18 protein-coding genes are annotated in these 20527 nt (G+C 60.2%); 16 read left to right on the plus strand and 2 right to left on the minus strand.

Translation table 11 applies throughout. The annotated features are described in order from the left end of the window. Nucleotides 1–5: 5 nt before the first annotated feature. From sucD to O3S81_RS22855, 8 genes are all read left to right on the plus strand, one after another. Entirely contained in the window at nt 6–908 is a 903-nt protein-coding gene (gene sucD / locus O3S81_RS22820; protein WP_269346940.1) for a succinate--CoA ligase subunit alpha, read from the plus strand. Nucleotides 909–1083: 175 nt separating this feature from the next. Continuing rightward, nucleotides 1084–4080 (plus strand): 2-oxoglutarate dehydrogenase E1 component, encoded by a 2997-nt coding sequence (locus O3S81_RS22825; RefSeq protein WP_269346942.1) that lies wholly within the window; start codon nt 1084–1086, stop codon nt 4078–4080. Nucleotides 4081–4133: 53 nt separating this feature from the next. Next, entirely contained in the window at nt 4134–5363 is a 1230-nt protein-coding gene (gene odhB / locus O3S81_RS22830) for a 2-oxoglutarate dehydrogenase complex dihydrolipoyllysine-residue succinyltransferase (RefSeq protein WP_080792490.1), read from the plus strand. A 22-nt stretch (nt 5364–5385) separates the two neighbouring features. Beyond that, nucleotides 5386–5796 carry an MAPEG family protein gene (locus tag O3S81_RS22835; protein WP_269346945.1) on the plus strand — a complete coding sequence of 137 codons (411 nt, stop codon included), beginning with the start codon at nt 5386–5388 and terminating at the stop codon, nt 5794–5796. Nucleotides 5797–5806: 10 nt separating this feature from the next. Continuing rightward, entirely contained in the window at nt 5807–6451 is a 645-nt protein-coding gene (locus O3S81_RS22840; protein ID WP_269346947.1) for a LysE family translocator, read from the plus strand. A 67-nt stretch (nt 6452–6518) separates the two neighbouring features. Then, nucleotides 6519–7925: a dihydrolipoyl dehydrogenase gene (gene lpdA, locus O3S81_RS22845; RefSeq protein ID WP_269346949.1), complete on the plus strand. Its 1407-nt coding sequence runs from the start codon at nt 6519–6521 to the stop codon at nt 7923–7925. A 127-nt stretch (nt 7926–8052) separates the two neighbouring features. Beyond that, nucleotides 8053–8553 (plus strand): cytochrome b, encoded by a 501-nt coding sequence (locus O3S81_RS22850; RefSeq protein WP_269346950.1) that lies wholly within the window; start codon nt 8053–8055, stop codon nt 8551–8553. An 87-nt stretch (nt 8554–8640) separates the two neighbouring features. Next, nucleotides 8641–9108 (plus strand): DUF2867 domain-containing protein, encoded by a 468-nt coding sequence (locus O3S81_RS22855; RefSeq protein ID WP_269347076.1) that lies wholly within the window; start codon nt 8641–8643, stop codon nt 9106–9108. A gap of 4 nt (nt 9109–9112) precedes the next feature. Here O3S81_RS22855 and O3S81_RS22860 read toward each other — a convergent pair whose 3' ends face one another. Further along, nucleotides 9113–10210 carry a TraB/GumN family protein gene (locus O3S81_RS22860; RefSeq protein WP_269346953.1) on the minus strand — a complete coding sequence of 366 codons (1098 nt, stop codon included), beginning with the start codon at nt 10208–10210 and terminating at the stop codon, nt 9113–9115. A gap of 80 nt (nt 10211–10290) precedes the next feature. Then, nucleotides 10291–11238 carry a tyrosine recombinase XerC gene (locus tag O3S81_RS22865; RefSeq protein WP_269346955.1) on the minus strand — a complete coding sequence of 316 codons (948 nt, stop codon included), beginning with the start codon at nt 11236–11238 and terminating at the stop codon, nt 10291–10293. Between the two features lie 120 nt (nt 11239–11358). Between O3S81_RS22865 and O3S81_RS22870 the strand changes: the two genes are divergently transcribed. The 8 genes from O3S81_RS22870 to fdhD all read left to right on the plus strand — a co-directional run bounded on the left by O3S81_RS22870 (nt 11359) and on the right by fdhD (nt 20490). Then, on the plus strand, nt 11359–13575 hold the full coding sequence (locus tag O3S81_RS22870; protein WP_269346956.1) for a primosomal protein N': 2217 nt from the start codon (nt 11359–11361) through the stop codon (nt 13573–13575). Between the two features lie 80 nt (nt 13576–13655). Next, on the plus strand, nt 13656–14042 hold the full coding sequence (locus O3S81_RS22875) for an AGROH133_08824 family phage infection protein (RefSeq protein WP_269346958.1): 387 nt from the start codon (nt 13656–13658) through the stop codon (nt 14040–14042). Nucleotides 14043–14303: 261 nt separating this feature from the next. After that, entirely contained in the window at nt 14304–14870 is a 567-nt protein-coding gene (locus O3S81_RS22880; RefSeq protein ID WP_269346960.1) for a F0F1 ATP synthase subunit delta, read from the plus strand. Continuing rightward, the gene (gene atpA / locus O3S81_RS22885) at nt 14870–16399 is read left to right on the plus strand and encodes a F0F1 ATP synthase subunit alpha (protein WP_004443771.1); all 1530 of its coding nucleotides are present in this window, start codon (nt 14870–14872) and stop codon (nt 16397–16399) included. Before O3S81_RS22880 ends, atpA begins: the two co-directional genes overlap by 1 nt. 30 nt (nt 16400–16429) lie before the next feature. Then, nucleotides 16430–17308: a F0F1 ATP synthase subunit gamma gene (locus O3S81_RS22890; protein WP_269346965.1), complete on the plus strand. Its 879-nt coding sequence runs from the start codon at nt 16430–16432 to the stop codon at nt 17306–17308. A gap of 23 nt (nt 17309–17331) precedes the next feature. After that, nucleotides 17332–18786, plus strand: coding sequence for a F0F1 ATP synthase subunit beta (gene atpD, locus O3S81_RS22895; RefSeq protein ID WP_269346967.1), 1455 nt, complete (start codon nt 17332–17334; stop codon nt 18784–18786). Between the two features lie 130 nt (nt 18787–18916). Continuing rightward, the gene (locus O3S81_RS22900; RefSeq protein WP_269346969.1) at nt 18917–19327 is read left to right on the plus strand and encodes a F0F1 ATP synthase subunit epsilon; all 411 of its coding nucleotides are present in this window, start codon (nt 18917–18919) and stop codon (nt 19325–19327) included. A 347-nt stretch (nt 19328–19674) separates the two neighbouring features. Then, complete coding sequence (gene fdhD / locus O3S81_RS22905) at nt 19675–20490, plus strand: formate dehydrogenase accessory sulfurtransferase FdhD (protein WP_269346970.1); 816 nt, start codon at nt 19675–19677, stop codon at nt 20488–20490. The last annotated feature ends 37 nt before the right edge of the window (nt 20491–20527 follow it).

A 20527-nucleotide genomic window follows, 5' to 3' on the forward strand; every position in this document is an offset into this window, starting at 1 on the left:
AAATAATGTCTATTCTCGTTAATAAAGACACCAAGATCCTCGTTCAGGGTCTGACCGGCAAGACCGGTACCTTCCACACCGAACAGGCGCTTGCCTACTACGGCACGCAGATGGTTGGCGGTATTCACCCGAAGAAGGGTGGCGAAACCTGGACCGGATCGAAGGGCGAAAGCCTGCCGATCTTCGCAACGGTTGCCGAAGCCAAGGAAAAGACCGGTGCAGACGCATCCGTGATCTATGTTCCGCCGGCAGGTGCAGCAGATGCCATCATCGAAGCCATCGATGCGGAAATTCCGTTCATCACCTGCATCACCGAAGGTATCCCGGTCATGGACATGGTTCGCGTCAAGGCTCGCCTCGACCGTTCCAAGTCGCGCCTGCTTGGCCCGAACTGCCCCGGCATCCTGACGCCGGAAGAATGCAAGATCGGCATCATGCCGGGCTCCATCTTCCGCAAGGGTTCGGTCGGTATCGTTTCGCGCTCCGGCACGCTCACCTATGAAGCCGTGTTCCAGACCTCCAACGAAGGCCTCGGCCAGACGACGGCTGTCGGCATCGGCGGCGACCCGGTCAAGGGCACCGAGTTCATCGACGTGCTGGAAATGTTCCTCGCTGACGCAGCCACGCAGTCGATCATCATGATCGGCGAAATCGGCGGCTCGGCTGAAGAAGATGCGGCACAGTTCCTGATCGACGAAGCCAAGAAGGGTCGCAAGAAGCCGATGGCCGGCTTCATCGCAGGCCGCACCGCTCCGAAGGGCCGCACCATGGGCCACGCCGGTGCTGTCGTTTCCGGCGGCAAGGGCGACGCAGAGTCCAAGATCGCAGCCATGGAAGCAGCCGGCATCAAGGTTTCGCCTTCCCCGGCGCGCCTCGGCAAGACGCTGGTTGAAGTCCTCAAGGGCTGAGACCACATGAGACCGGTAACGGGCGGCGCGGCTTCAACGCTGCGCTGCCCGATGCCGCAAGAAGACAGACAGACGGCATACCGCTCCGGCGGCAGACAGCAATAATCAAAGCGGCAGGCCGGCGAACGGCCCTAACGGCATCGAGGAGGCGGACGGACAAGTCCGCAAGAACACAATGGCAAGGCAAGAAGCGAACGAGCAGTTTCAGATCACGTCGTTTCTGGACGGCGCGAATGCAGCCTATATCGAGCAGCTCTATGCCCGGTACGAAGAGGACCCCTCTTCCGTGTCGCCGGAGTGGCAGAGCTTCTTCAAGGCGTTGTCCGATAACCCGGAAGACGTGAAGAAGGCGGCCAAGGGCGCCTCCTGGAAGCGCGCCAACTGGCCTATCCCGGCAAATGGCGAACTGGTTTCCGCACTCGACGGCAACTGGGCCACGGTCGAAAAGGCCATCGAAAAGAAGGTTCAGGCGAAGGCTGAGGCCAAGAGCGCCGACACCGGCAAGCCGGTCAGCGAAGCCGAAGTGCTGCAGGCGACCCGTGATAGCGTTCGCGCCATCATGATGATCCGCGCCTACCGCATGCGCGGCCACCTGCACGCCAAGCTCGATCCGCTCGGCATCGCGGTCGCGGTTGAAGATTACAACGAGCTGTCTCCGAAGTCCTATGGCTTCGAGGAAAGCGACTACGACCGCAAGATTTTCATCGATAACGTGCTCGGCCTCGAATATGCGACGGTGCGCGAGATGATCGATATTCTGGAGCGCACCTACTGCTCCACCATCGGCGTCGAATTCATGCACATGTCCAGCCCGGAAGAAAAAGGCTGGATTCAGGAGCGCATCGAAGGTCCGGACAAGGGCGTTGCCTTCACGGCTGAAGGCAAGAAGGCCATTCTGTCCAAGCTGGTCGAAGCCGAAGGTTACGAGCAGTTCCTCGACGTGCGTTTCAAGGGCACCAAGCGTTTCGGCCTCGATGGCGGTGAATCGCTGATCCCGGCGCTCGAGCAGATCATCAAGCGCGGCGGCCAGGAAGGCCTGGAAGAAGTCGTTCTCGGCATGGCCCACCGTGGCCGCCTGAACGTTCTGACCAACGTCATGGGCAAGCCGCACCGCGCCGTGTTCCACGAATTCAAGGGCGGTTCGTTCAAGCCTGACGACGTTGAAGGTTCGGGCGACGTGAAGTACCACCTCGGTGCGTCTTCCGACCGCGAATTCGACGGCAACAAGGTTCACCTGTCGCTGACGGCTAACCCGTCGCACCTTGAAATCGTCAACCCTGTCGTCATGGGCAAGGCCCGCGCCAAGCAGGACCAGCTGGCCAAGGTTTGGGACGGCGATATCATTCCGCTTTCCGAACGCGCCAAGGTGCTGCCGCTGCTTCTGCACGGCGACGCCGCTTTTGCGGGTCAGGGCGTGGTTGCTGAAATTCTCGGCCTTTCCGGCCTGCGCGGTCACCGCGTTGCCGGCACCATGCACTTCATCATCAACAACCAGATCGGTTTCACGACGAACCCGGCCTTCTCGCGTTCGTCGCCCTATCCGTCCGACGTTGCCAAGATGATCGAAGCGCCGATCTTCCATGTTAACGGCGATGATCCGGAAGCGGTGACCTATGCGGCCAAGGTTGCCACCGAATACCGCATGAAGTTCCACAAGCCTGTCGTCATCGACATGTTCTGCTACCGCCGCTTCGGCCATAACGAAGGCGATGAGCCGGCGTTCACGCAGCCGAAGATGTACAAGGTCATCCGCGCTCACAAGACGGTCGCTCGCATCTATGCCGACCGTCTGATCGCCGAAGGTCTGATCAGCGAAGGCGAATTCGAGAAGATGAAGGCCGACTGGCGCGCTCATCTTGAGCAGGAGTTCGAGGCAGGCCAGTCCTACAAGCCGAACAAGGCCGACTGGCTTGATGGTCAGTGGTCGGGTCTGCGCGCCGCCGACAATGCCGATGAGCAGCGTCGTGGCAAGACCGGCGTGCCGATGAAGCAGCTCAAGGAAATCGGCAAGAAGCTGTCGACCATTCCGGAAGGTTTCAGCGCCCACCGCACCATCCAGCGCTTCATGGAAAACCGCTCGCAGATGATCGAGACGGGTGAAGGCATCGACTGGGCAATGGCGGAAGCGCTTGCCTTCGGTTCGCTCGTTGCCGACGGCCACAAGATTCGTCTTTCCGGTCAGGATTGCGAACGCGGCACCTTCTCGCAGCGTCATTCGGTTCTCTACGATCAGGAAACCGAAGAGCGTTATATTCCGCTCGCCAACCTTTCGCCGACCCAGGCCCGTTACGAAGTCATCAACTCGATGCTTTCGGAAGAAGCCGTTCTTGGTTTCGAATATGGCTATTCGCTGGCCCGTCCGAATGCGCTGACCCTTTGGGAAGCCCAGTTCGGCGACTTCGCCAACGGCGCGCAGGTGGTGTTCGACCAGTTCATCTCTTCGGGTGAACGCAAGTGGCTGCGCATGTCCGGTCTCGTCTGCCTTCTGCCGCATGGTTACGAAGGTCAGGGTCCGGAACATTCGTCCGCCCGTCTGGAGCGCTGGCTGCAGATGTGCGCTGAAGACAACATGCAGGTTGCCAACTGCACGACGCCGGCAAACTACTTCCATATCCTGCGCCGCCAGGTGAAGCGTGACTTCCGCAAGCCGCTGATCCTGATGACGCCGAAGTCGCTGCTGCGTCACAAGCGCGCCACCTCTTCGCTGGCCGAACTGGCGGGCGAGTCCTCCTTCCACCGTCTCCTGTGGGACGATGCGGAGGTCATCAAGGACGGTCCGATCAAGCTGCAGAAGGATTCGAAGATCCGCCGCGTCGTCATGTGCACGGGCAAGGTCTATTACGATCTGCTCGAGGAACGCGAAAAGCGTGGCATCGACGATATCTACCTGCTGCGCGTCGAACAGCTTTACCCGTTCCCGGCCAAGGCTCTCATCAACGAGCTGTCGCGCTTCCGCAATGCGGAGATGGTCTGGTGCCAGGAAGAGCCGAAGAACATGGGTGCGTGGTCGTTCATCGATCCTTACCTGGAGTGGGTTCTGGCGCATATCGACGCCAAGTACCAGAAGGTCCGTTACACGGGCCGTCCGGCTGCCGCCTCTCCGGCGACCGGCCTGATGTCCAAGCATCTGGCGCAGCTTGCTGCGTTCCTGGAAGACGCGCTGGGAGAGTGAGAACTCTCCCGCATCGCCCCGCAAAAAAGACACCTGAATAACGGAACTAGATCATGGCCACTGAAATCCGCGTACCAACCCTCGGCGAATCCGTCAGCGAAGCGACCGTCGGCACCTGGTTCAAGAAGGTCGGCGATACCGTCAAGGCCGACGAACCGCTCGTTGAACTGGAAACCGACAAGGTTACCGTAGAAGTCCCGGCGCCTGCGTCCGGCGTTCTCACCGAAATCGTTGCGCAGAACGGCGAGACCGTCGGTCTCGACGCGCTTCTCGGCCAGATCGCCGAAGGTGCCGCCGGCGCTGCGACCTCCGCACCGGCAGCAGAACCGGCAAAGCCTGCCGCTGCGGCCGCTGCCGCACCGGCACCTGCTGCTTCGGCTGCCAGCGCCATGCCGCCGGCACCCGCCGCTGGCAAGCTGCTTGCTGAAAACAACCTGTCTGCCGATCAGGTCGACGGTTCCGGCAAGCGTGGCCAGGTTCTGAAGGGCGATGTTCTTGCCGCCGTCGCCAAGGGTGTTTCGGCGCCTGCCGCCGCCCCGGCACCGGTTGCTGCTCCCCGTCCGGTTTCGGCCGAGCAGGATCAGGTTCGCGAAGAGCGCGTGAAGATGACCCGTCTGCGCCAGACGATCGCACGTCGCCTGAAGGATGCGCAGAACACCGCCGCCATGCTCACCACTTACAACGAAGTGGACATGAGTGCGGTCATGGACCTGCGTAACCGTTACAAGGACGTGTTCGAGAAGAAACATGGCGTCAAGCTCGGCTTCATGGGCTTCTTCACCAAGGCCGTCACCCACGCGCTGAAGGAACTGCCGGCCGTCAACGCTGAAATCGACGGCACGGACATCATCTACAAGAACTATTGTCACGTCGGCATGGCTGTCGGCACCGACAAGGGTCTCGTCGTTCCCGTCATCCGCGATGCCGACCAGCTCTCCATCGCCGGCGTCGAAAAGGAACTCGGCCGCCTCGCCAAGGCAGCCCGCGACGGTTCGCTCGGCATGGCCGACATGCAGGGCGGCACCTTCACCATCACCAATGGTGGCGTCTACGGCTCGCTGATGTCTTCGCCGATCCTCAATGCACCGCAGTCGGGTATCCTCGGCATGCACAAGATCCAGGAGCGCCCGGTCGCTATCGGCGGTCAGGTCGTCATCCGTCCGATGATGTATCTTGCGCTCTCCTACGATCACCGTATCGTTGACGGCAAGGAAGCCGTGACCTTCCTCGTTCGCGTCAAGGAGAGCCTAGAAGATCCGGAACGTCTGGTTCTCGATCTCTAAGACTGGATAGGGGAGAAGAGGGATGGAAAACCTGGCCGGCGGGAATGGACCTTTCGTGTTCCTGCTGGCGCTCAGCGTTATTCTTCTTCTCCTGCATATCTGCCTTCAGGCCATGTCCGCCACGCGGGAAGTTGGCCTTGCCTGGAATGCGGGCGCGCGTGATGTGCGTCTGGATTTCAAAGGGGTTTTTGCGGGACGCGCGCAGCGCGCCTCGGATAATTTTCGGGAGACCTATCCGGCTTTCGTCGGTCTGGTTCTCGCTCTTGCGATCGTCGGCGATGCCTCAGGCTGGGGGCTGACGGGCGGCTGGATATGGACCGTGGCGCGCCTCGTCTACATCCCGCTTTATCTTGCAGGCGTTCCCTATGTGCGGTCGATCGCGTGGGTCGTTTCCCTTGGCGGTCTGGTCCTCATGCTTGTCGCGCTGATCTGAGGTTGAGCCTATGCATCAATATCTCATCGAACTCGCATCCCTGATGGCGATCTTCTCCTTCGCGATCGTCTCCCCCGGGGCTGATCTTGCGATGGTGATGCGTCAGGCCATGGTGCATGGGCGCAAACAGGCCATCATCACCAGCTTCGGTGTGGGAACGTCGTTGATGTTCCATGTCACCTATACGATCCTCGGACTTGGCCTCATCATTTCCCAGTCGATCTATCTCTTCAATATCGTCAAATGGCTCGGCGTTGCCTATCTCATCTACATCGGTATCAAGGCGTTGCGCGCCGGCAAGACCGAGTTGCCTGCCGCGGAAGATGAGGCAGGCGTTCAGATGAAGAGCAGCCAGACCGCCCTGAAGGCTTTCACGCTCGGCTTCGCCGCCAATGCGCTCAACCCCAAGCCGGTATTTTTCTTCCTGTCGATCTTTTCGACGGTGGTTCACGCCCACACGCCGGTCGCCATCAAATTCGGCTACGGTCTCGTTATGGCAAGCTGCCTCATCCTGTGGTTCGTCGGTGTCAGCCTGTTCATGACGACGCCACGCATGCGCGCCGCATTTCAGCGCGCCAGCCAATGGATCGACCGCACCAGCGGTGTGGTCTTCATCGCACTCGGTATAAAACTCGCAACGGAAAAAGCGGCCTGAGTTTCAGGTCAAACGCAAGCAGGGCAATGATCCCGCATCTTGCCCGACATCAATCAGGAAAACGAACATGGCATATGATGTAGTTGTAATCGGCACAGGCCCCGGCGGTTATGTTTGCGCGGTCAAGGCGGCACAGCTCGGCCTCAAGGTCGCCGTCATCGAAAAGCGCGCGACCTATGGCGGTACCTGCCTCAATGTCGGCTGCATCCCGTCCAAGGCGCTGCTGCATGCGTCCGAAACCTTCGCCCATGTCGCCCACGGCGTCGATTCGCTCGGCATCGAAGTTGCAGCACCGAAGCTGAATCTTGAAAAGATGATGGCGCACAAGGACGGCGTGGTGAAGGCCAATGTCGACGGCGTGTCCTTCCTGTTCAAGAAGAACAAGATCGATGCCTTCCAGGGCACCGGCAAGGTGGTTTCCGCCGGCAAGGTTTCCGTCACCAACGACAAGGGTGAGACACAGGAAATCGAGGCGAAGAACATCGTCATCGCCACCGGTTCTGACGTTGCCGGCATTCCCGGTGTCAAGGTCGATATCGATGAAACCGTCATCGTGTCCTCCACCGGCGCAATCGCCCTTTCCAAGGTTCCGGAAAAGCTGATCGTCGTTGGCGGTGGCGTCATCGGCCTCGAGCTCGGTTCGGTCTGGTCGCGCCTTGGCGCGAAGGTCACCGTCGTCGAATATCTCGACAACATTCTCGGCGGCATGGATGGCGAAGTTTCCAAGCAGTCGCAGCGTCTGCTCGCCAAGCAGGGTCTCGATTTCAAGCTCGGCGCCAAGGTGACGGCCGTTGAAAAGACCGCCGCCGGTGCAAAGGTGGTGTTCGAGCCGGTTAAGGGCGGCGCTGCCGAAACGCTGGAAGCGAATGTCGTGCTGATCTCCACTGGCCGCAAGCCCTACACCGAAGGTCTCGGCCTTGCGGAAGCAGGCGTTGTGCTGGACAGCCGCGGTCGCGTCGAAATCGATAGCCATTTCAAGACCAATGTCGATGGCATCTATGCGATCGGCGACGTGGTGAAGGGCCCGATGCTGGCGCACAAGGCCGAAGACGAGGGCGTTGCGCTTGCCGAAATTCTCGCCGGCCAGCGTGGCCACGTGAACTACGACGTCATTCCGGCAGTCGTTTACACGCAGCCGGAAATCGCTTCCGTCGGCAAGACCGAGGAGGAACTGAAGGCCGCTGGCATCGCCTACAAGGTCGGCAAGTTCCCCTTCACCGCCAATGGCCGCGCTCGCGCCATGCAGGTGACGGATGGTTTCGTGAAAATCCTTGCCGACAAGGAAACTGATCGGGTTCTCGGCGGCCACATCGTCGGTTTCGGTGCTGGCGAAATGATCCACGAGATCACCGTGCTGATGGAGTTCGGCGGTTCTTCGGAAGATCTCGGCCGCACCTGCCATGCGCACCCGACCATGTCGGAAGCCGTCAAGGAAGCAGCACTTGCGACGTTCTTCAAGCCGATCCACATGTGATCGGCGTTGAGCCCAACGTTCGAATATTAAATTTCAGTCATCTGTTGAACCCCGGCTTGCCATGCAGGCCGGGGTTTTTCATACTATGTGCCATAGCCTGTCTAACCTTTTGATAAAAGGCAATAAAATGGCATCTTCCAGTCAAGTTTCCTTTTCCGTTCCGCAGCGTGCCATTCATTGGGCAATGGCGCTTCTGATCCTCTTCAATCTGCTGTTTCCCGACGCCATGGCCCATGCCTACCGGCTGATGCGACGGGGCGAAACATTGACGCCGGATCAGATTTCTTCGGCCAATATCCATGCCTATGTCGGCTTCGCCATCCTGTTGCTTGCGGTCCTGCGTCTCAGTCTGCGCTTTTTCCAGGGCGTGCCGCCGCATCCGGCCGAAGAGCCGCGGCCGTTTCAGATCGCCGCGAAGGTAGCGCATTTCACCTTCTACGCCCTGTTCTTCGTTCTGCCGCTATCCGGCATCGCCGCTTATTACTTCGGCGCGCAGCCGGCCGGGCAACTGCATTCCGGCCCGTTCAAGGTGCTGATGTGGGTGCTGATCGCCGGCCATGTCGCCGCCGTTCTGGTTCACCAGTTCTACTGGCGCACCAACCTCCTGAAGCGCATGACGCACGGCTAGGGGTCCGAGCGGCGGTTTGTCGCGTTTCCGCCCCGTTGGAAAAAGACGATGGTGGTCCTTGCCGCACCGGGCGGCTGGGGTACAGAGATGCGAAACAGCGAAGACATATTGCCGGGCGCCGACTGGCGAGATCGCTTTCAGGGAGAGATGATGACGCCGGGAGTGACCTCGCTCGATGTGAGCAGGCTTCTTCTCGATCATCCTCCGGCATGGATTAGCGGGCTGATGGCACTTCGAAACCGTATCGTTTCGCTTTTCGGCTTAAAAACGGTCGAGTTGGTGGCTGACGCTTCGGCGGGCGGATTTCCGGTCCTGTTTTCCACACCGGAACGGACCGTGCTGGGCTTCGATGACCGCCATCTGGATTTCAGGATCGTCGTTGACCTCGAAGAAAAGGGAAGCCGCCAGCTGGTGAGTGTCACCACCATCGTTCGGTGCAAGAACCTGTTCGGGCGGCTTTATCTTCTTGCCGTCGGGCCGTTTCACCGCCGTATCGTGCCGGCGACGATGCGGCCGTTCTGCAGCGATGTCCGACCTGCCAACAGCGGGACCTAGTCGTTCAGTCAACCCGCGTGAGTGTGAAACCCTTTGCGCGCAGCAGTTCGACAAGGCCTTCTTCACCCGGCAGATGTAATGCACCGACGGCCATGAAGACATTGCCCTTGGCAAGCTCGGGGGTGGCCCTGTCGGCCATGACGTGATTGCGATCGGTGATGATGCGTTGTTCGAAGGCGGCGTAGCCCTGCTCGCTTTCCGCTGCGGCCTTCTTTGGGTCCAGGCTTTTCAGCATGGGCATGGTCATGCCGATATCGCCGGTGACATAGAGATCGGTCATGGTCGTCATCACGTCGTCCATGCGGTCGCCGAGTTCCAGCGTTTCGATCAGCGCCTGAAGATGAAACTCCATCGGCAGTTCGGACATGGCCGTCAGCTGCTCGACCATGGTCTCAAGGCCAACAAGCCGTTTTCCATCCGCAATCGCGTCTTCGGCCAGCTTCTTGTCGAGAAAGGAGAGGCCGGTCGCCTTGCGGGCGAATTCGCAGGCGGGCAGGGCGACGAAGCTCGACAGCATCCAGGGCTTCATCCGCGAAACCGCATTCAGCGGAATGCCGCGTTCCTTGAGACCCTTTTCCAGGCGGGCGACATTTTCGGCCGACAGGATGTCGGTGATCGATTTGCCATCCAGAAACATGGTGAGTTCGGGCTTGCCCAGCAGCGATGCCGCGACCTTCCTGTCGTCGACGATCTCGTCCGACTCCACGATCACCGTTGCGGCCTTTTCGAAGGCGGGGCTGGCGGCGGCCGGCATTTCCAGAACACGCGGATCGGTAACATGCATGGTGCCGAGAAGATAGGATGGGGCCGTGCCTGCCTTTTCGATGCGCCAGAAATTGCCCTTGCCGTTCGGGATGGCGACCGCTTCCTGCTCGATCTTTGCGAAAGCTTCCGGATCGGTCTTGCGCATCTCCACGAGAATGTCGCTGCCCGTGCAGGTGATATTCTGCTCCGCGGCTTCCGCTTGACCCAGCGACAGCAAGGTCATGAGCAGGATGGCAACGGCGGTGACATGCAGGGCCGCCAGCAGCCAGAGCAGGGCGTCGCCGGTTTTGCCCATCAGGGTGGCGGTGAGATTTTGAGGTTTTATCAGGCTGTGCATCGGTCCAATCCGGTTCTTGTTCGCTTATAGAACGGTGGCTTGGACGTCTGGTTAATGTTTATGGTTAACCATTTCCTGCTTCATGCGCGCGGATGGGCGTTGTCGTAGATTTCCAGCAGTCTCGCGGTATCGACGCCGGTATAGACCTGTGTGGTGGAGAGGCTCGCATGGCCGAGCAGTTCCTGAATGGTGCGCAGATCCCCACCGCCGGCCAGAAGATGGGTGGCGAAGGAATGGCGCAGCGCATGCGGGGTGGCGTTTTCCGGCAGGCCGAAAGCGCCACGCAGCTTCTGCATTTCCCGCTGGATGATGGCGGGTTGCAGCTTGCCGCCGCGCGCGCCAAGGAACATCGGTTCATTCGCCGCCAGAGCATAGGGGCAGAGCTTCCTGTAGGCATCGACTGCTTCCGTGACCACTGCCAGCAACGGCACGATCCGCGTCTTGTTGCCCTTGCCGGTGATACGCAGACTGCGGGTGCCGGGCGGGAAATCGGTGGGCGTGAGACTGAGCGCCTCGGAAATACGCAGGCCGCAGCCATAAAGCAGTGAAAGGACCGCGGCGTTGCGGGCGGCAATCCACGGTTCTTCGTTCAGTTGCGCTTCGGCCGTGGTGATTTTCAGCGCCTGCCGGTCGGTCAGCGGTTTCGGCAGGGATTTTGGTTGTTTTGGTGCGCGCATGGCGGTGGCGCCCGCCGCGTTGACGAGACCTTTTTTCTGCAGGTGGTGCAACAGCGAGCGCAGGCCGGCCAGATGCCGTCCGAGCGACCGCGCGCCGGCCCCCTCCTTGCGCCGGTTGGCCAGGAAGGCGCGAAGATCGACGGGGCGCAGATCGGTTATATCGCTTATGGCGGCTGGCTTGCCATTATAGCCGGTGAGGAATGTCAGGAACTGGCGCGTGTCGCGCTCATAAGCCTCGACGGTATTGTCGGCAAGGCGGCGCTCGCCGGCAAGGGCGACGAGCCAGGACTGGCGCTCGTTCAGGAGATCGGGTTCGGCAAATGTCAGGATTTCGGTCACGCGGCGCTCCATTCCATACCCGAAACTATGCGCTTATGGTCAGTATTTGGTTAAGAGGTAGACTTTGCCGGGCGCGCCCACTACATCCGGGCGGTTTCCTTTTTCCTGTCGCCGGGGCATGGTCGCCACATCATGGCAAAAGATTCGTCCGATCTGTTTGGGGCTCTGTTCGACCCGCCGTCGCCCACGCGCACGGTGCCCGTTCTGGTGCCCATGCCGGCGCCCGGGCCTTACAGCTATGCCGTGCCGGAGGATATGGTGGTCGAGACCGGTTCCGTCGTGCAGGTGCCGCTTGGCCCCCGGCAGGTCTTCGGTGTGGTGTGGGACGATGCTGGTGAGAAGGGCGTCGATCCGAAGAAGCTGCGGCCCATCACCAAGAGTTTCGAGTGCCCGCCGTTGAAGGCGGAGATGCGCCGCTTCGTGGACTGGGTTGCGGCCTATACGCTTTCTCCGCCCGGCCTCGTGGCACGCATGGCGCTGCGCGCGCCCGCCGCCTTCGATCCCGAGCCGATGATCGAGGGGCTGCGGCTGACCGAAGGCAGGCCGGAGCGCCTGACCCCCGCCCGCGAGCGGGTGATGGAATTGGCGGCCGAAGGCCACGGCTGGACGAAAAGCGGGCTTGCCCATGCCGCCGGCGTCTCGACCAGCGTCATCGACGGTCTCGTGAAGCAGGGCGTGTTCGAGACGGTTTTCCTGCCCGCGCCGCCAGTGGTGCCCGAGCCCGACCCTGACTATGTCGAGCCGCGTCTGGAGGGTCCGCAGCGGCAGGCAGCATCGGAGATACTTGAAGATGTGCGCAAGGGCGGTTTTCATGTCTCGCTGATCGACGGCGTCACCGGCTCCGGCAAGACCGAGGTCTATTTCGAGGCGGTGGCCGAAACGCTGAGGCAGGGCAAGCAGGTCCTTATCCTGCTGCCGGAAATCGCCCTGACGGCGGCGTTTCTCGAGCGCTTTCAGGATCGTTTCGGCGCGAAACCGGCGGAATGGCATTCGGATCTGTCGCCGCGCATGCGCGAAAAGGTCTGGCGGCAGGCGGTGACGGGTGAGGTGAAGGTGGTGGCCGGCGCGCGCTCGGCACTTTTCCTCCCCTTCGATAATCTCGGTCTCATCATCGTCGATGAAGAGCATGACCCTGCCTACAAGCAGGAAGATCGCGTCTTTTATAATGCCCGCGACATGGCTGTGGTGAGGGCGCGTATCGCCGAATTCCCTGTCGTGCTGGTCTCGGCCACGCCGTCGGTGGAAAGCCAGGTCAACGGCAGTTCGGGGCGATACAATACCATTCACCTGCATACGCGTTTCGGTGATGCGGCGATGCCGGACCTGCATCTTGTCGATATGCGCCGCCATCCGCCGGAAAGGGGAGGATTTCTCTCACCCGTCCTGCTGCGGGGCATCGGCAAGACGATCGAGAAGGGGGAGCAGTCTCTCCTCTTCCTTAATCGTCGCGGATATGCGCCACTGACGCTTTGCCGGGTCTGCGGCCATCGTTTCCAGTGCCCGCAATGTTCCAGCTGGCTGGTGGAGCACCGTTTCCGCAATCAATTGCAATGCCATCAATGCGGCCATAACGAGCCGACACCCGACCATTGCCCGGAATGCGGAACCTTCGATCATCTGGTGGCCTGCGGGCCGGGGGTGGAGCGCATTGCCGAGGAGGTGGAGAAACATTTTCCCGAGGCCCGCACCATCGTGCTCTCTTCCGATCTCATGGGTGTCAAGCGGCTGCGGCTGGAGCTGGAGGCCATCGTCAAGGGTGAGGCGGATATCGTCATCGGCACGCAGCTCGTTGCCAAGGGGCATAACTTCCCCCTGATGACGCTCGTCGGCATCGTCGATGCCGATCTCGGCCTTGCCAATGGCGATCCGCGCGCGGCGGAGCGAACCTTCCAGCTGCTCTCGCAGGTGACCGGCCGCGCCGGACGAACGGGGTTGAAGAGCCATGGCCTGCTGCAGACCTACCAGCCGCAGCACCCTGTGATGCAGGCGATCGTTTCGGGTGATGCCTCGGCCTTTTACGAAAGGGAGATCGTGGAGCGGGAAAAGGCCGTGCTGCCACCCTTCGGCCGCCTTGCCTCGATCATCGTTTCCGCCGATACGCGCGGGGAAGCGGAAACCCATGCGCGTGGTTTAAGGGCCGCAGCCCCGCAGGTCACCGGCATCATGCTGCTCGGCCCGGCGGAAGCGCCGCTCGCGCTCATCCGCGGCCGCCACCGTTTTCGTCTCCTGGTGCACGGGCGGCGCAATTCCGACATGCAGTCTTTTCTCCGTACATTGCTGGCCAATGGTCCGAAGGAGCGGGGCAGCGTGCATGTGCAGCTCGATATCGATCCGCAAAGTTTCCTTTGAACTTTGCCAAAGAGGGCGTTTTCCCGTTGTCATGACCGTGTCATAACGCGAGCGAACAACACAATGATTTGGGGAACGAGATGGAGTTTTATTTTCCGGCCGAGTTTGGCGAGCAACTGGCCTTCGGTGCAGCGGTCGTATCGGCGGTCATCGGCCTGTTTTTCATGTTTGCACCGGGGCTGACGCTTCGTGCCTTCGGTCTGCAGCCGGCCGGTGAGCGCAGGGATGGTTACGCGCTCGTGCGCTCGTCGCTTGCCGGGTTTTATCTCGGCCTCGGTGCCGCCGCCCTGCTTCTCGCCCAGCCGATGGTCTATCTCGCCTTTGGTGCCGCATTCGGCCTCAGCGTCTTCGGCGGCATTCTCTCCATATTGTCGGACGGTGGCGCAACCATGCGGAATTTCTTACTTCTGGTTGTACACTTTCTGCTGTCCGCACTTGCGTTGAGCTACGTCTTCGGGCTGGTCTGAGGCGGGCTTTTTGGCTTTTGTGCCGCACATGCGCCGCATCCTGAGCGAAATCGGAAAATTTAAACGCATTCCCCCTTGCCCAAACGGCGCTTTCCGCTATTACGCGTGTTGCGAGTCCCGGCGTCCTATGCTAGACGGACCGCGAAATTGGGAAAAGGCAGGGGGGAATTCCGGTCTTTTTCGGGGAAATTGAAACGATTTCAAGAATTTGATGCGGTGGAGCCCCATCGCTGATGGTCTTGGACGATTAGCAGGGAAAAAGTGCCCGTGGCAGAGACCTCCCAGGGAACATCCGGTGTAGCGGAAAGGTATGCGTCGTCGCTTTTCGAGCTTGCTTTGGAAGCGGGTACGGTCGAAGCGGTTCAGGCCGAACTGGACAAGTTTGGCGCACTTCTCGACGAAAGCGACGATTTGAAGCGTCTGGTTGCGAGCCCGGTGTTTTCCGCCGAGGATCAGTTCAAGGCAATCACCGCGATCTGCGAAAAGGCCGGCATCGGCGGTCTCGCACTCAATTTCCTCAAGGTTGTTGCGAATAACCGCCGTCTCTTTGCCGTTCCCGGCATGATCCGCGCCTACCGCACCATTGCCGCCGCCCACCGCGGCGAAATCACCGCCGAGGTCACCTCGGCACATGCGCTCGACGAGGCGCAGGAAACTGAACTGAAGGCGGCGCTGAAGAGCGTTACTGGCAAGGATGTGGCGGTTTCCGTTACCGTCGATCCCTCGATCCTCGGTGGCCTGATCGTCAAGGTCGGCTCCCGCCAGATCGATACGTCTCTTCGCACCAAACTTTCCACCCTTAAGCTTGCACTGAAAGAGGTTGGCTGATGGATATCCGCGCCGCGGAAATTTCCGCAATTCTGAAAGATCAAATCAAAAATTTCGGCAACGAGGCGGAAGTCTCGGAAGTCGGTCAGGTGCTTTCCGTCGGTGACGGTATCGCCCGCGTCTATGGCCTTGACAATGTTCAGGCCGGCGAAATGGTCGAGTTCCCGGGCGGCATCCGTGGCATGGCGCTCAACCTCGAAGCCGACAACGTCGGTGTGGTTATCTTCGGTTCGGACCGTGACATCAAGGAAGGCGACACCGTAAAGCGGACTGGCGCTATCGTTGACGTTCCCGTTGGTCCGGAACTGCTCGGCCGCGTCGTTGACGCGCTCGGCAACCCGATCGACGGTAAGGGCCCGATCAATGCCGCCAAGCGTTCGCGCGTTGACGTCAAGGCTCCCGGCATCATTCCGCGCAAGTCGGTTCATGAGCCGATGTCGACCGGCCTCAAGGCCATCGATGCCCTCATCCCGGTTGGCCGCGGCCAGCGCGAGCTCGTCATCGGCGACCGCCAGACCGGCAAGACCGCGATCATTCTCGACACGATCCTGAACCAGAAGGCCATTCACGACAATGGTCCCGACGGCGACAAGCTTTATTGCGTCTACGTCGCTATCGGTCAGAAGCGTTCGACCGTTGCCCAGTTCGTGAAGGTTCTCGAAGAGCGCGGCGCGCTGCAGTATTCGATCATCGTTGCTGCAACCGCCTCCGATCCGGCTCCGATGCAGTATCTGGCACCGTTTGCCGGCTGCGCCATGGGCGAATACTTCCGTGACAACGGCAAGCACGCTCTCATCGGCTACGACGACCTTTCCAAGCAGGCCGTTGCCTATCGTCAGATGTCGCTTCTGCTGCGCCGTCCTCCGGGCCGTGAAGCTTATCCGGGCGACGTTTTCTACCTGCATTCCCGTCTTCTCGAGCGCGCTGCAAAGCTCTCCGACGAAATGGGCGCCGGTTCGCTGACGGCTCTGCCGGTCATCGAAACCCAGGGTAACGACGTTTCGGCCTTCATTCCGACCAACGTGATCTCGATCACAGACGGCCAGATCTTCCTTGAAACCGACCTGTTCTATCAGGGTATCCGCCCGGCTGTTAACGTCGGTCTGTCGGTTTCGCGCGTTGGCTCTGCCGCCCAGATCAAGGCGATGAAGCAGGTTGCCGGCTCGATCAAGGGTGAACTCGCCCAGTATCGCGAGATGGCCGCTTTTGCCCAGTTCGGCTCGGACCTTGACGCTTCCACGCAGCGCCTGCTGAACCGCGGTGCACGCCTGACCGAGCTTCTGAAGCAGCCGCAGTTCTCTCCGCTCAAGACGGAAGAGCAGGTTGCGGTGATCTTCGCCGGTGTCAACGGTTACCTCGACAAGGTTCCGGTCGCACAGGTCGGCAAGTTCGAGCAGGGCCTGCTCTCCTACCTCCGGTCGGAAGGCAAGGCGATCCTCGACACCATCCGCACGGAAAAGGCTATCAGCGACGATACCAAGGGCAAGCTCAAGGGCGCTCTTGATAGCTTCGCCAAGTCTTTTTCGTAATCAGGGCTCTTTTACTCGGACGGATAACGGATGCCTTCACTAAAGGATCTGAAAAACCGCATTGCCTCCGTAAAGGCGACGCAGAAGATTACCAAGGCGATGAAAATGGTCGCCGCGGCGAAGCTTCGGCGCGCCCAGGAAGCTGCGGAGGCCGCCCGGCCTTATTCTCAGCGCATGAGCGCCGTTCTTGCCAACATCGCCACGGCGGTCGAGGCGGACGTTGCTCCGGCGCTGATGACCGGCACCGGCAAGGACGACGTGCACCTGCTCGTCGTCTGCACGGCTGAACGTGGTCTTTGCGGCGGTTTCAACTCGCAGATTTCCCGTTTTGCCCGCGATCACGCCCGCAAGCTGATTTCGGAAGGCAAGACGGTCAAGATCATCACGGTTGGCAAGAAGGGTTACGACAGCCTTCGCCGCGAATTTGCAGCCAACATCATCGAGCGCGTCGAACTGCGCGAAGTGAAGAAGGTCGGTTTTGAAAACGCCGACCAGATCGCCAAGAAGGTGATCTCGCTCTTCAACGCGGGTGAGTTTGACGTCTGCACGCTGATCTATTCGGAATTCAAGTCCGTCATCAGCCAGATCCCGACCGGCCTGCAGCTCATCCCGGCCGCAACGCCCGTTGTGGAAGAGGATGCCGCGACGCAGAACGCCGTCTACGAATATGAGCCCGATGCGGCTTCTATTCTGGAAGACCTTATTCCGCGCAACATTTCGGTTCAGGTTTTCCGGGCTCTGCTCGAAAACGTTGCCGGTGAAATGGGCGCCAAGATGAGCGCGATGGACAATGCAACGCGCAATGCCGGTGAGATGATCAACAAGCTGACGCTTTCCTACAACCGTCAGCGTCAGGCTCAGATCACCAAGGAACTCATTGAAATCATTTCGGGCGCGGAAGCGCTCTGAGGTAAGGAAAGAGGGTAAGGATAATGGCTAAGGCAGCTACCCCCAAGAAAACCGCAGCGGTGAACGGCGCGGGCAAGGTTACCCAGGTTATCGGCGCTGTTGTCGACGTGGCGTTCGAAGGCGAACTGCCTCCGATCCTGAACGCGCTCGAAACCGAGAACAATGGCAACCGCCTGGTTCTGGAAGTCGCGCAGCATCTCGGTGAGAACGTCGTTCGCACGATCGCCATGGACTCGACCGAAGGTCTGGTCCGCGGTCAGGCCGTCACCAACACCGGCGCGCCAATCGAAGTTCCGGTCGGTCCGGAAACGCTCGGTCGCATCATGAACGTCATCGGTGAACCGGTTGACGAAGCCGGTCCGATCACCACGGCCAAGAAGCGCGCCATCCACCAGGATGCACCTTCTTACGTCGAGCAGTCGACCGAAGCGCAGATCCTCGTCACCGGCATCAAGGTCGTCGACCTTCTGGCTCCTTACGCCAAGGGCGGCAAGATCGGCCTGTTCGGCGGCGCCGGCGTTGGCAAGACCGTTCTCATCATGGAACTGATCAACAACGTCGCCAAGGCGCATGGTGGTTACTCGGTATTCGCCGGCGTGGGTGAACGTACCCGCGAAGGTAACGACCTCTATCACGAAATGATCGAGTCGAACGTCAACAAGCTCGGTGGTGGCGAAGGCTCCAAGGCCGCGCTGGTTTACGGCCAGATGAACGAACCGCCGGGTGCCCGCGCCCGCGTCGCTCTGACCGGTCTGACGATCGCTGAAAACTTCCGTGACGAAGGTCAGGACGTTCTGTTCTTCGTGGACAACATCTTCCGCTTCACGCAGGCTGGTTCGGAAGTGTCGGCTCTGCTCGGCCGTATTCCTTCGGCCGTGGGCTATCAGCCGACGCTCGCAACCGACATGGGCCAGATGCAGGAACGTATCACCACCACGACCAAGGGTTCGATCACCTCGGTTCAGGCCATTTACGTTCCCGCCGACGACTTGACCGACCCGGCTCCGGCCACCTCGTTCGCACACCTTGATGCAACGACGGTTCTGTCGCGTTCGATCGCCGAAAAGGGTATTTACCCGGCTGTTGACCCGCTCGACTCCACGTCGCGTATGCTTGACCCGATGATCGTCGGCGAAGAGCACTACGAAGTGGCTCGTAAGGTTCAGTCGACCCTGCAGCGTTACAAGGCTCTCCAGGACATCATCGCCATCCTCGGCATGGATGAACTGTCTGAAGAAGACAAGCTGACGGTTGCACGCGCCCGCAAGATCGAGCGCTTCCTGTCGCAGCCGTTCTTCGTTGCCGAAGTCTTCACCGGTTCGCCGGGCAAGCTCGTTGCTCTCGAAGACACGATCAAGGGCTTCAAGGGCCTGGTCAACGGCGAATACGACAGCCTGCCGGAAGCTGCTTTCTACATGGTCGGTTCGATGGAAGAAGCCATCGAAAAGGCGAAGAAGCTGGCTGCCGAGGCTGCCTGATTATGAATTGGCGGGCGCGTGGTTTTACCGCGCGCCTTCCAACCAATGACGGCGAAACCAGAACGGCTTTCGCCTACGGTGTAAAAGACAAGTCCGTGACGCCCGCGTAATTGAAAAGAAGTGAATAGCCATGGCTGACAGTTTCAAATTCGATCTCGTTTCCCCGGAGCGTCTGCTCGTTTCCGAAACGGTTACGGAAGTCGTCATCCCGGCTACGCTGGGTGAAATGACCGTTCTGGCCAATCACGCGCCGACGATGACCACGATCAAGCCGGGTCTGGTAACGGTGAAATTCGCTTCCGGCGAGACCCATAAATATGTGGTTTTCGGCGGTTTTGCCGATATTCTTCCGACCGGCTGCACGCTTCTCGCCGAATCCGCGATTTCGGCCGATGATATGTCTCCCGACACGCTGCAGAAGCGTATCGATGCGGCCAAGGCCGAAATCGAAGAGGGCAATCATCACCACGAACATCTGACCAAGCTTGAAAAGCACCTCTATGAGCTGACGAACCTGCATGAGGTTCTCGTCGCTGCTTGAAAGCACCGGGCGGGTTCGAAAGAATGACTGCCCACAAAAAACTTAAAACAGAAAGCGGCCGTTTCGGTCGCTTTTTTGTTTTTGGCGCTGCCTGTCCTCACATGTGTGAAACACACCAGCCGCCACGTGGCTGCATGTCAACTGGCCCAGTCGGTCCGAGCGTCGCGACTCATGTCGGCAAACGGAGCAAGGACGACGACGTAGAGCGCGGCCAACAGTCCCGCTTTAGCGAAGCATGCTTGGGGAAACCGATTCCGCTTCTCGGCGCTATAGGCTAGATGTGATGTCGGAAAGAAACGCTGCCTTTCGATCGCAAGCGAAGCAAGGCGTTTTTTCATCATGGAGGAATGATCGCCGTGTCGACAAAGGCAAGTTACCGAAGGGTCGCAAGAACCGCTCTGCGGGAAGGGGGAGTAACCGAGGGCGAGCGGGCGGTGCCTGAGGAGGTGCCGGTTGCCTTTTCTTATGGTGGCAGCACCCATGCCGTGATGATGGCCAGTCCAGCCGATCTGGTCGATTTCGCGGTGGGGTTCAGCCTTACTGAGGGTATCATATCGGTGAAGGCGGACATCCGCGCCATCGAAGTGGTGGAGGCCGGGCAGGGCTACGATGTTCAGGTGGATTTGCAGGATACCAATGCCGATGCCCTGCGGGCAAGACGGCGGCATATGGCCGGCCCGGTCGGTTGCGGTCTTTGCGGTATCGAATCCATAGAGCAAGCGGTTCGTGTGGTGCCGGATTTGAACGACGTCAAAATCTCAGTCGGCGGTCATGACATCGTTGCCGCGATGAAAGCGCTGAACGAGGCGCAGAGTCTCAATCGCGAGACGCGGGCTGTTCACGGCGCGGGTTTCTACGATGCGCGGAAGGGGCTGCTTGCGGCGCGAGAGGATGTCGGTCGCCATAATGCGCTGGACAAGCTGGCGGGTGCGGTCATCAATGCGGAACTGCCTTCCCATGCGGGCATTGTGGCCGTCACCAGCCGCCTGTCGGTGGAGATGGTCCAGAAGACGGCCATTCTCGGCAGCCCCATTCTGGCGGCGATCTCGGCGCCCACGGCTCTCGCCATCGAAACGGCGGAGAAGGCGGGAGTCACCCTTGTCGCGCTGGTGCGGGGTGAGGAGTTTGAAATCTTCACCCGCGCGGAGCGCATCATTCTATAGCGCATTGCCGGGAAGGTCGGACCTCTGTTTTCCGTCC

This window comes from Agrobacterium sp. SOY23 (assembly GCF_027212525.1).
Taxonomy (GTDB): domain Bacteria; phylum Pseudomonadota; class Alphaproteobacteria; order Rhizobiales; family Rhizobiaceae; genus Agrobacterium; species Agrobacterium tumefaciens_I.

Coding starts and splice junctions, on each gene's coding strand:
- O3S81_RS22855 (WP_269347076.1), top strand. CDS start 8,641: ATGCGAAACAGCGAAGACATATTGCCGGGCGCCGACTGGCGAGATCGC.
- O3S81_RS22825 (WP_269346942.1), top strand. CDS start 1,084: ATGGCAAGGCAAGAAGCGAACGAGCAGTTTCAGATCACGTCGTTTCTG.
- fdhD (WP_269346970.1), top strand. CDS start 19,675: ATGATCGCCGTGTCGACAAAGGCAAGTTACCGAAGGGTCGCAAGAACC.
- lpdA (WP_269346949.1), top strand. CDS start 6,519: ATGGCATATGATGTAGTTGTAATCGGCACAGGCCCCGGCGGTTATGTT.
- O3S81_RS22875 (WP_269346958.1), top strand. CDS start 13,656: ATGGAGTTTTATTTTCCGGCCGAGTTTGGCGAGCAACTGGCCTTCGGT.
- odhB (WP_080792490.1), top strand. CDS start 4,134: ATGGCCACTGAAATCCGCGTACCAACCCTCGGCGAATCCGTCAGCGAA.
- atpA (WP_004443771.1), top strand. CDS start 14,870: ATGGATATCCGCGCCGCGGAAATTTCCGCAATTCTGAAAGATCAAATC.
- O3S81_RS22840 (WP_269346947.1), top strand. CDS start 5,807: ATGCATCAATATCTCATCGAACTCGCATCCCTGATGGCGATCTTCTCC.
- O3S81_RS22860 (WP_269346953.1), bottom strand. CDS start 10,210: ATGCACAGCCTGATAAAACCTCAAAATCTCACCGCCACCCTGATGGGC.
- O3S81_RS22870 (WP_269346956.1), top strand. CDS start 11,359: ATGGCAAAAGATTCGTCCGATCTGTTTGGGGCTCTGTTCGACCCGCCG.
- atpD (WP_269346967.1), top strand. CDS start 17,332: ATGGCTAAGGCAGCTACCCCCAAGAAAACCGCAGCGGTGAACGGCGCG.
- O3S81_RS22890 (WP_269346965.1), top strand. CDS start 16,430: ATGCCTTCACTAAAGGATCTGAAAAACCGCATTGCCTCCGTAAAGGCG.
- O3S81_RS22850 (WP_269346950.1), top strand. CDS start 8,053: ATGGCATCTTCCAGTCAAGTTTCCTTTTCCGTTCCGCAGCGTGCCATT.
- O3S81_RS22835 (WP_269346945.1), top strand. CDS start 5,386: ATGGAAAACCTGGCCGGCGGGAATGGACCTTTCGTGTTCCTGCTGGCG.
- O3S81_RS22900 (WP_269346969.1), top strand. CDS start 18,917: ATGGCTGACAGTTTCAAATTCGATCTCGTTTCCCCGGAGCGTCTGCTC.
- O3S81_RS22865 (WP_269346955.1), bottom strand. CDS start 11,238: ATGGAGCGCCGCGTGACCGAAATCCTGACATTTGCCGAACCCGATCTC.
- sucD (WP_269346940.1), top strand. CDS start 6: ATGTCTATTCTCGTTAATAAAGACACCAAGATCCTCGTTCAGGGTCTG.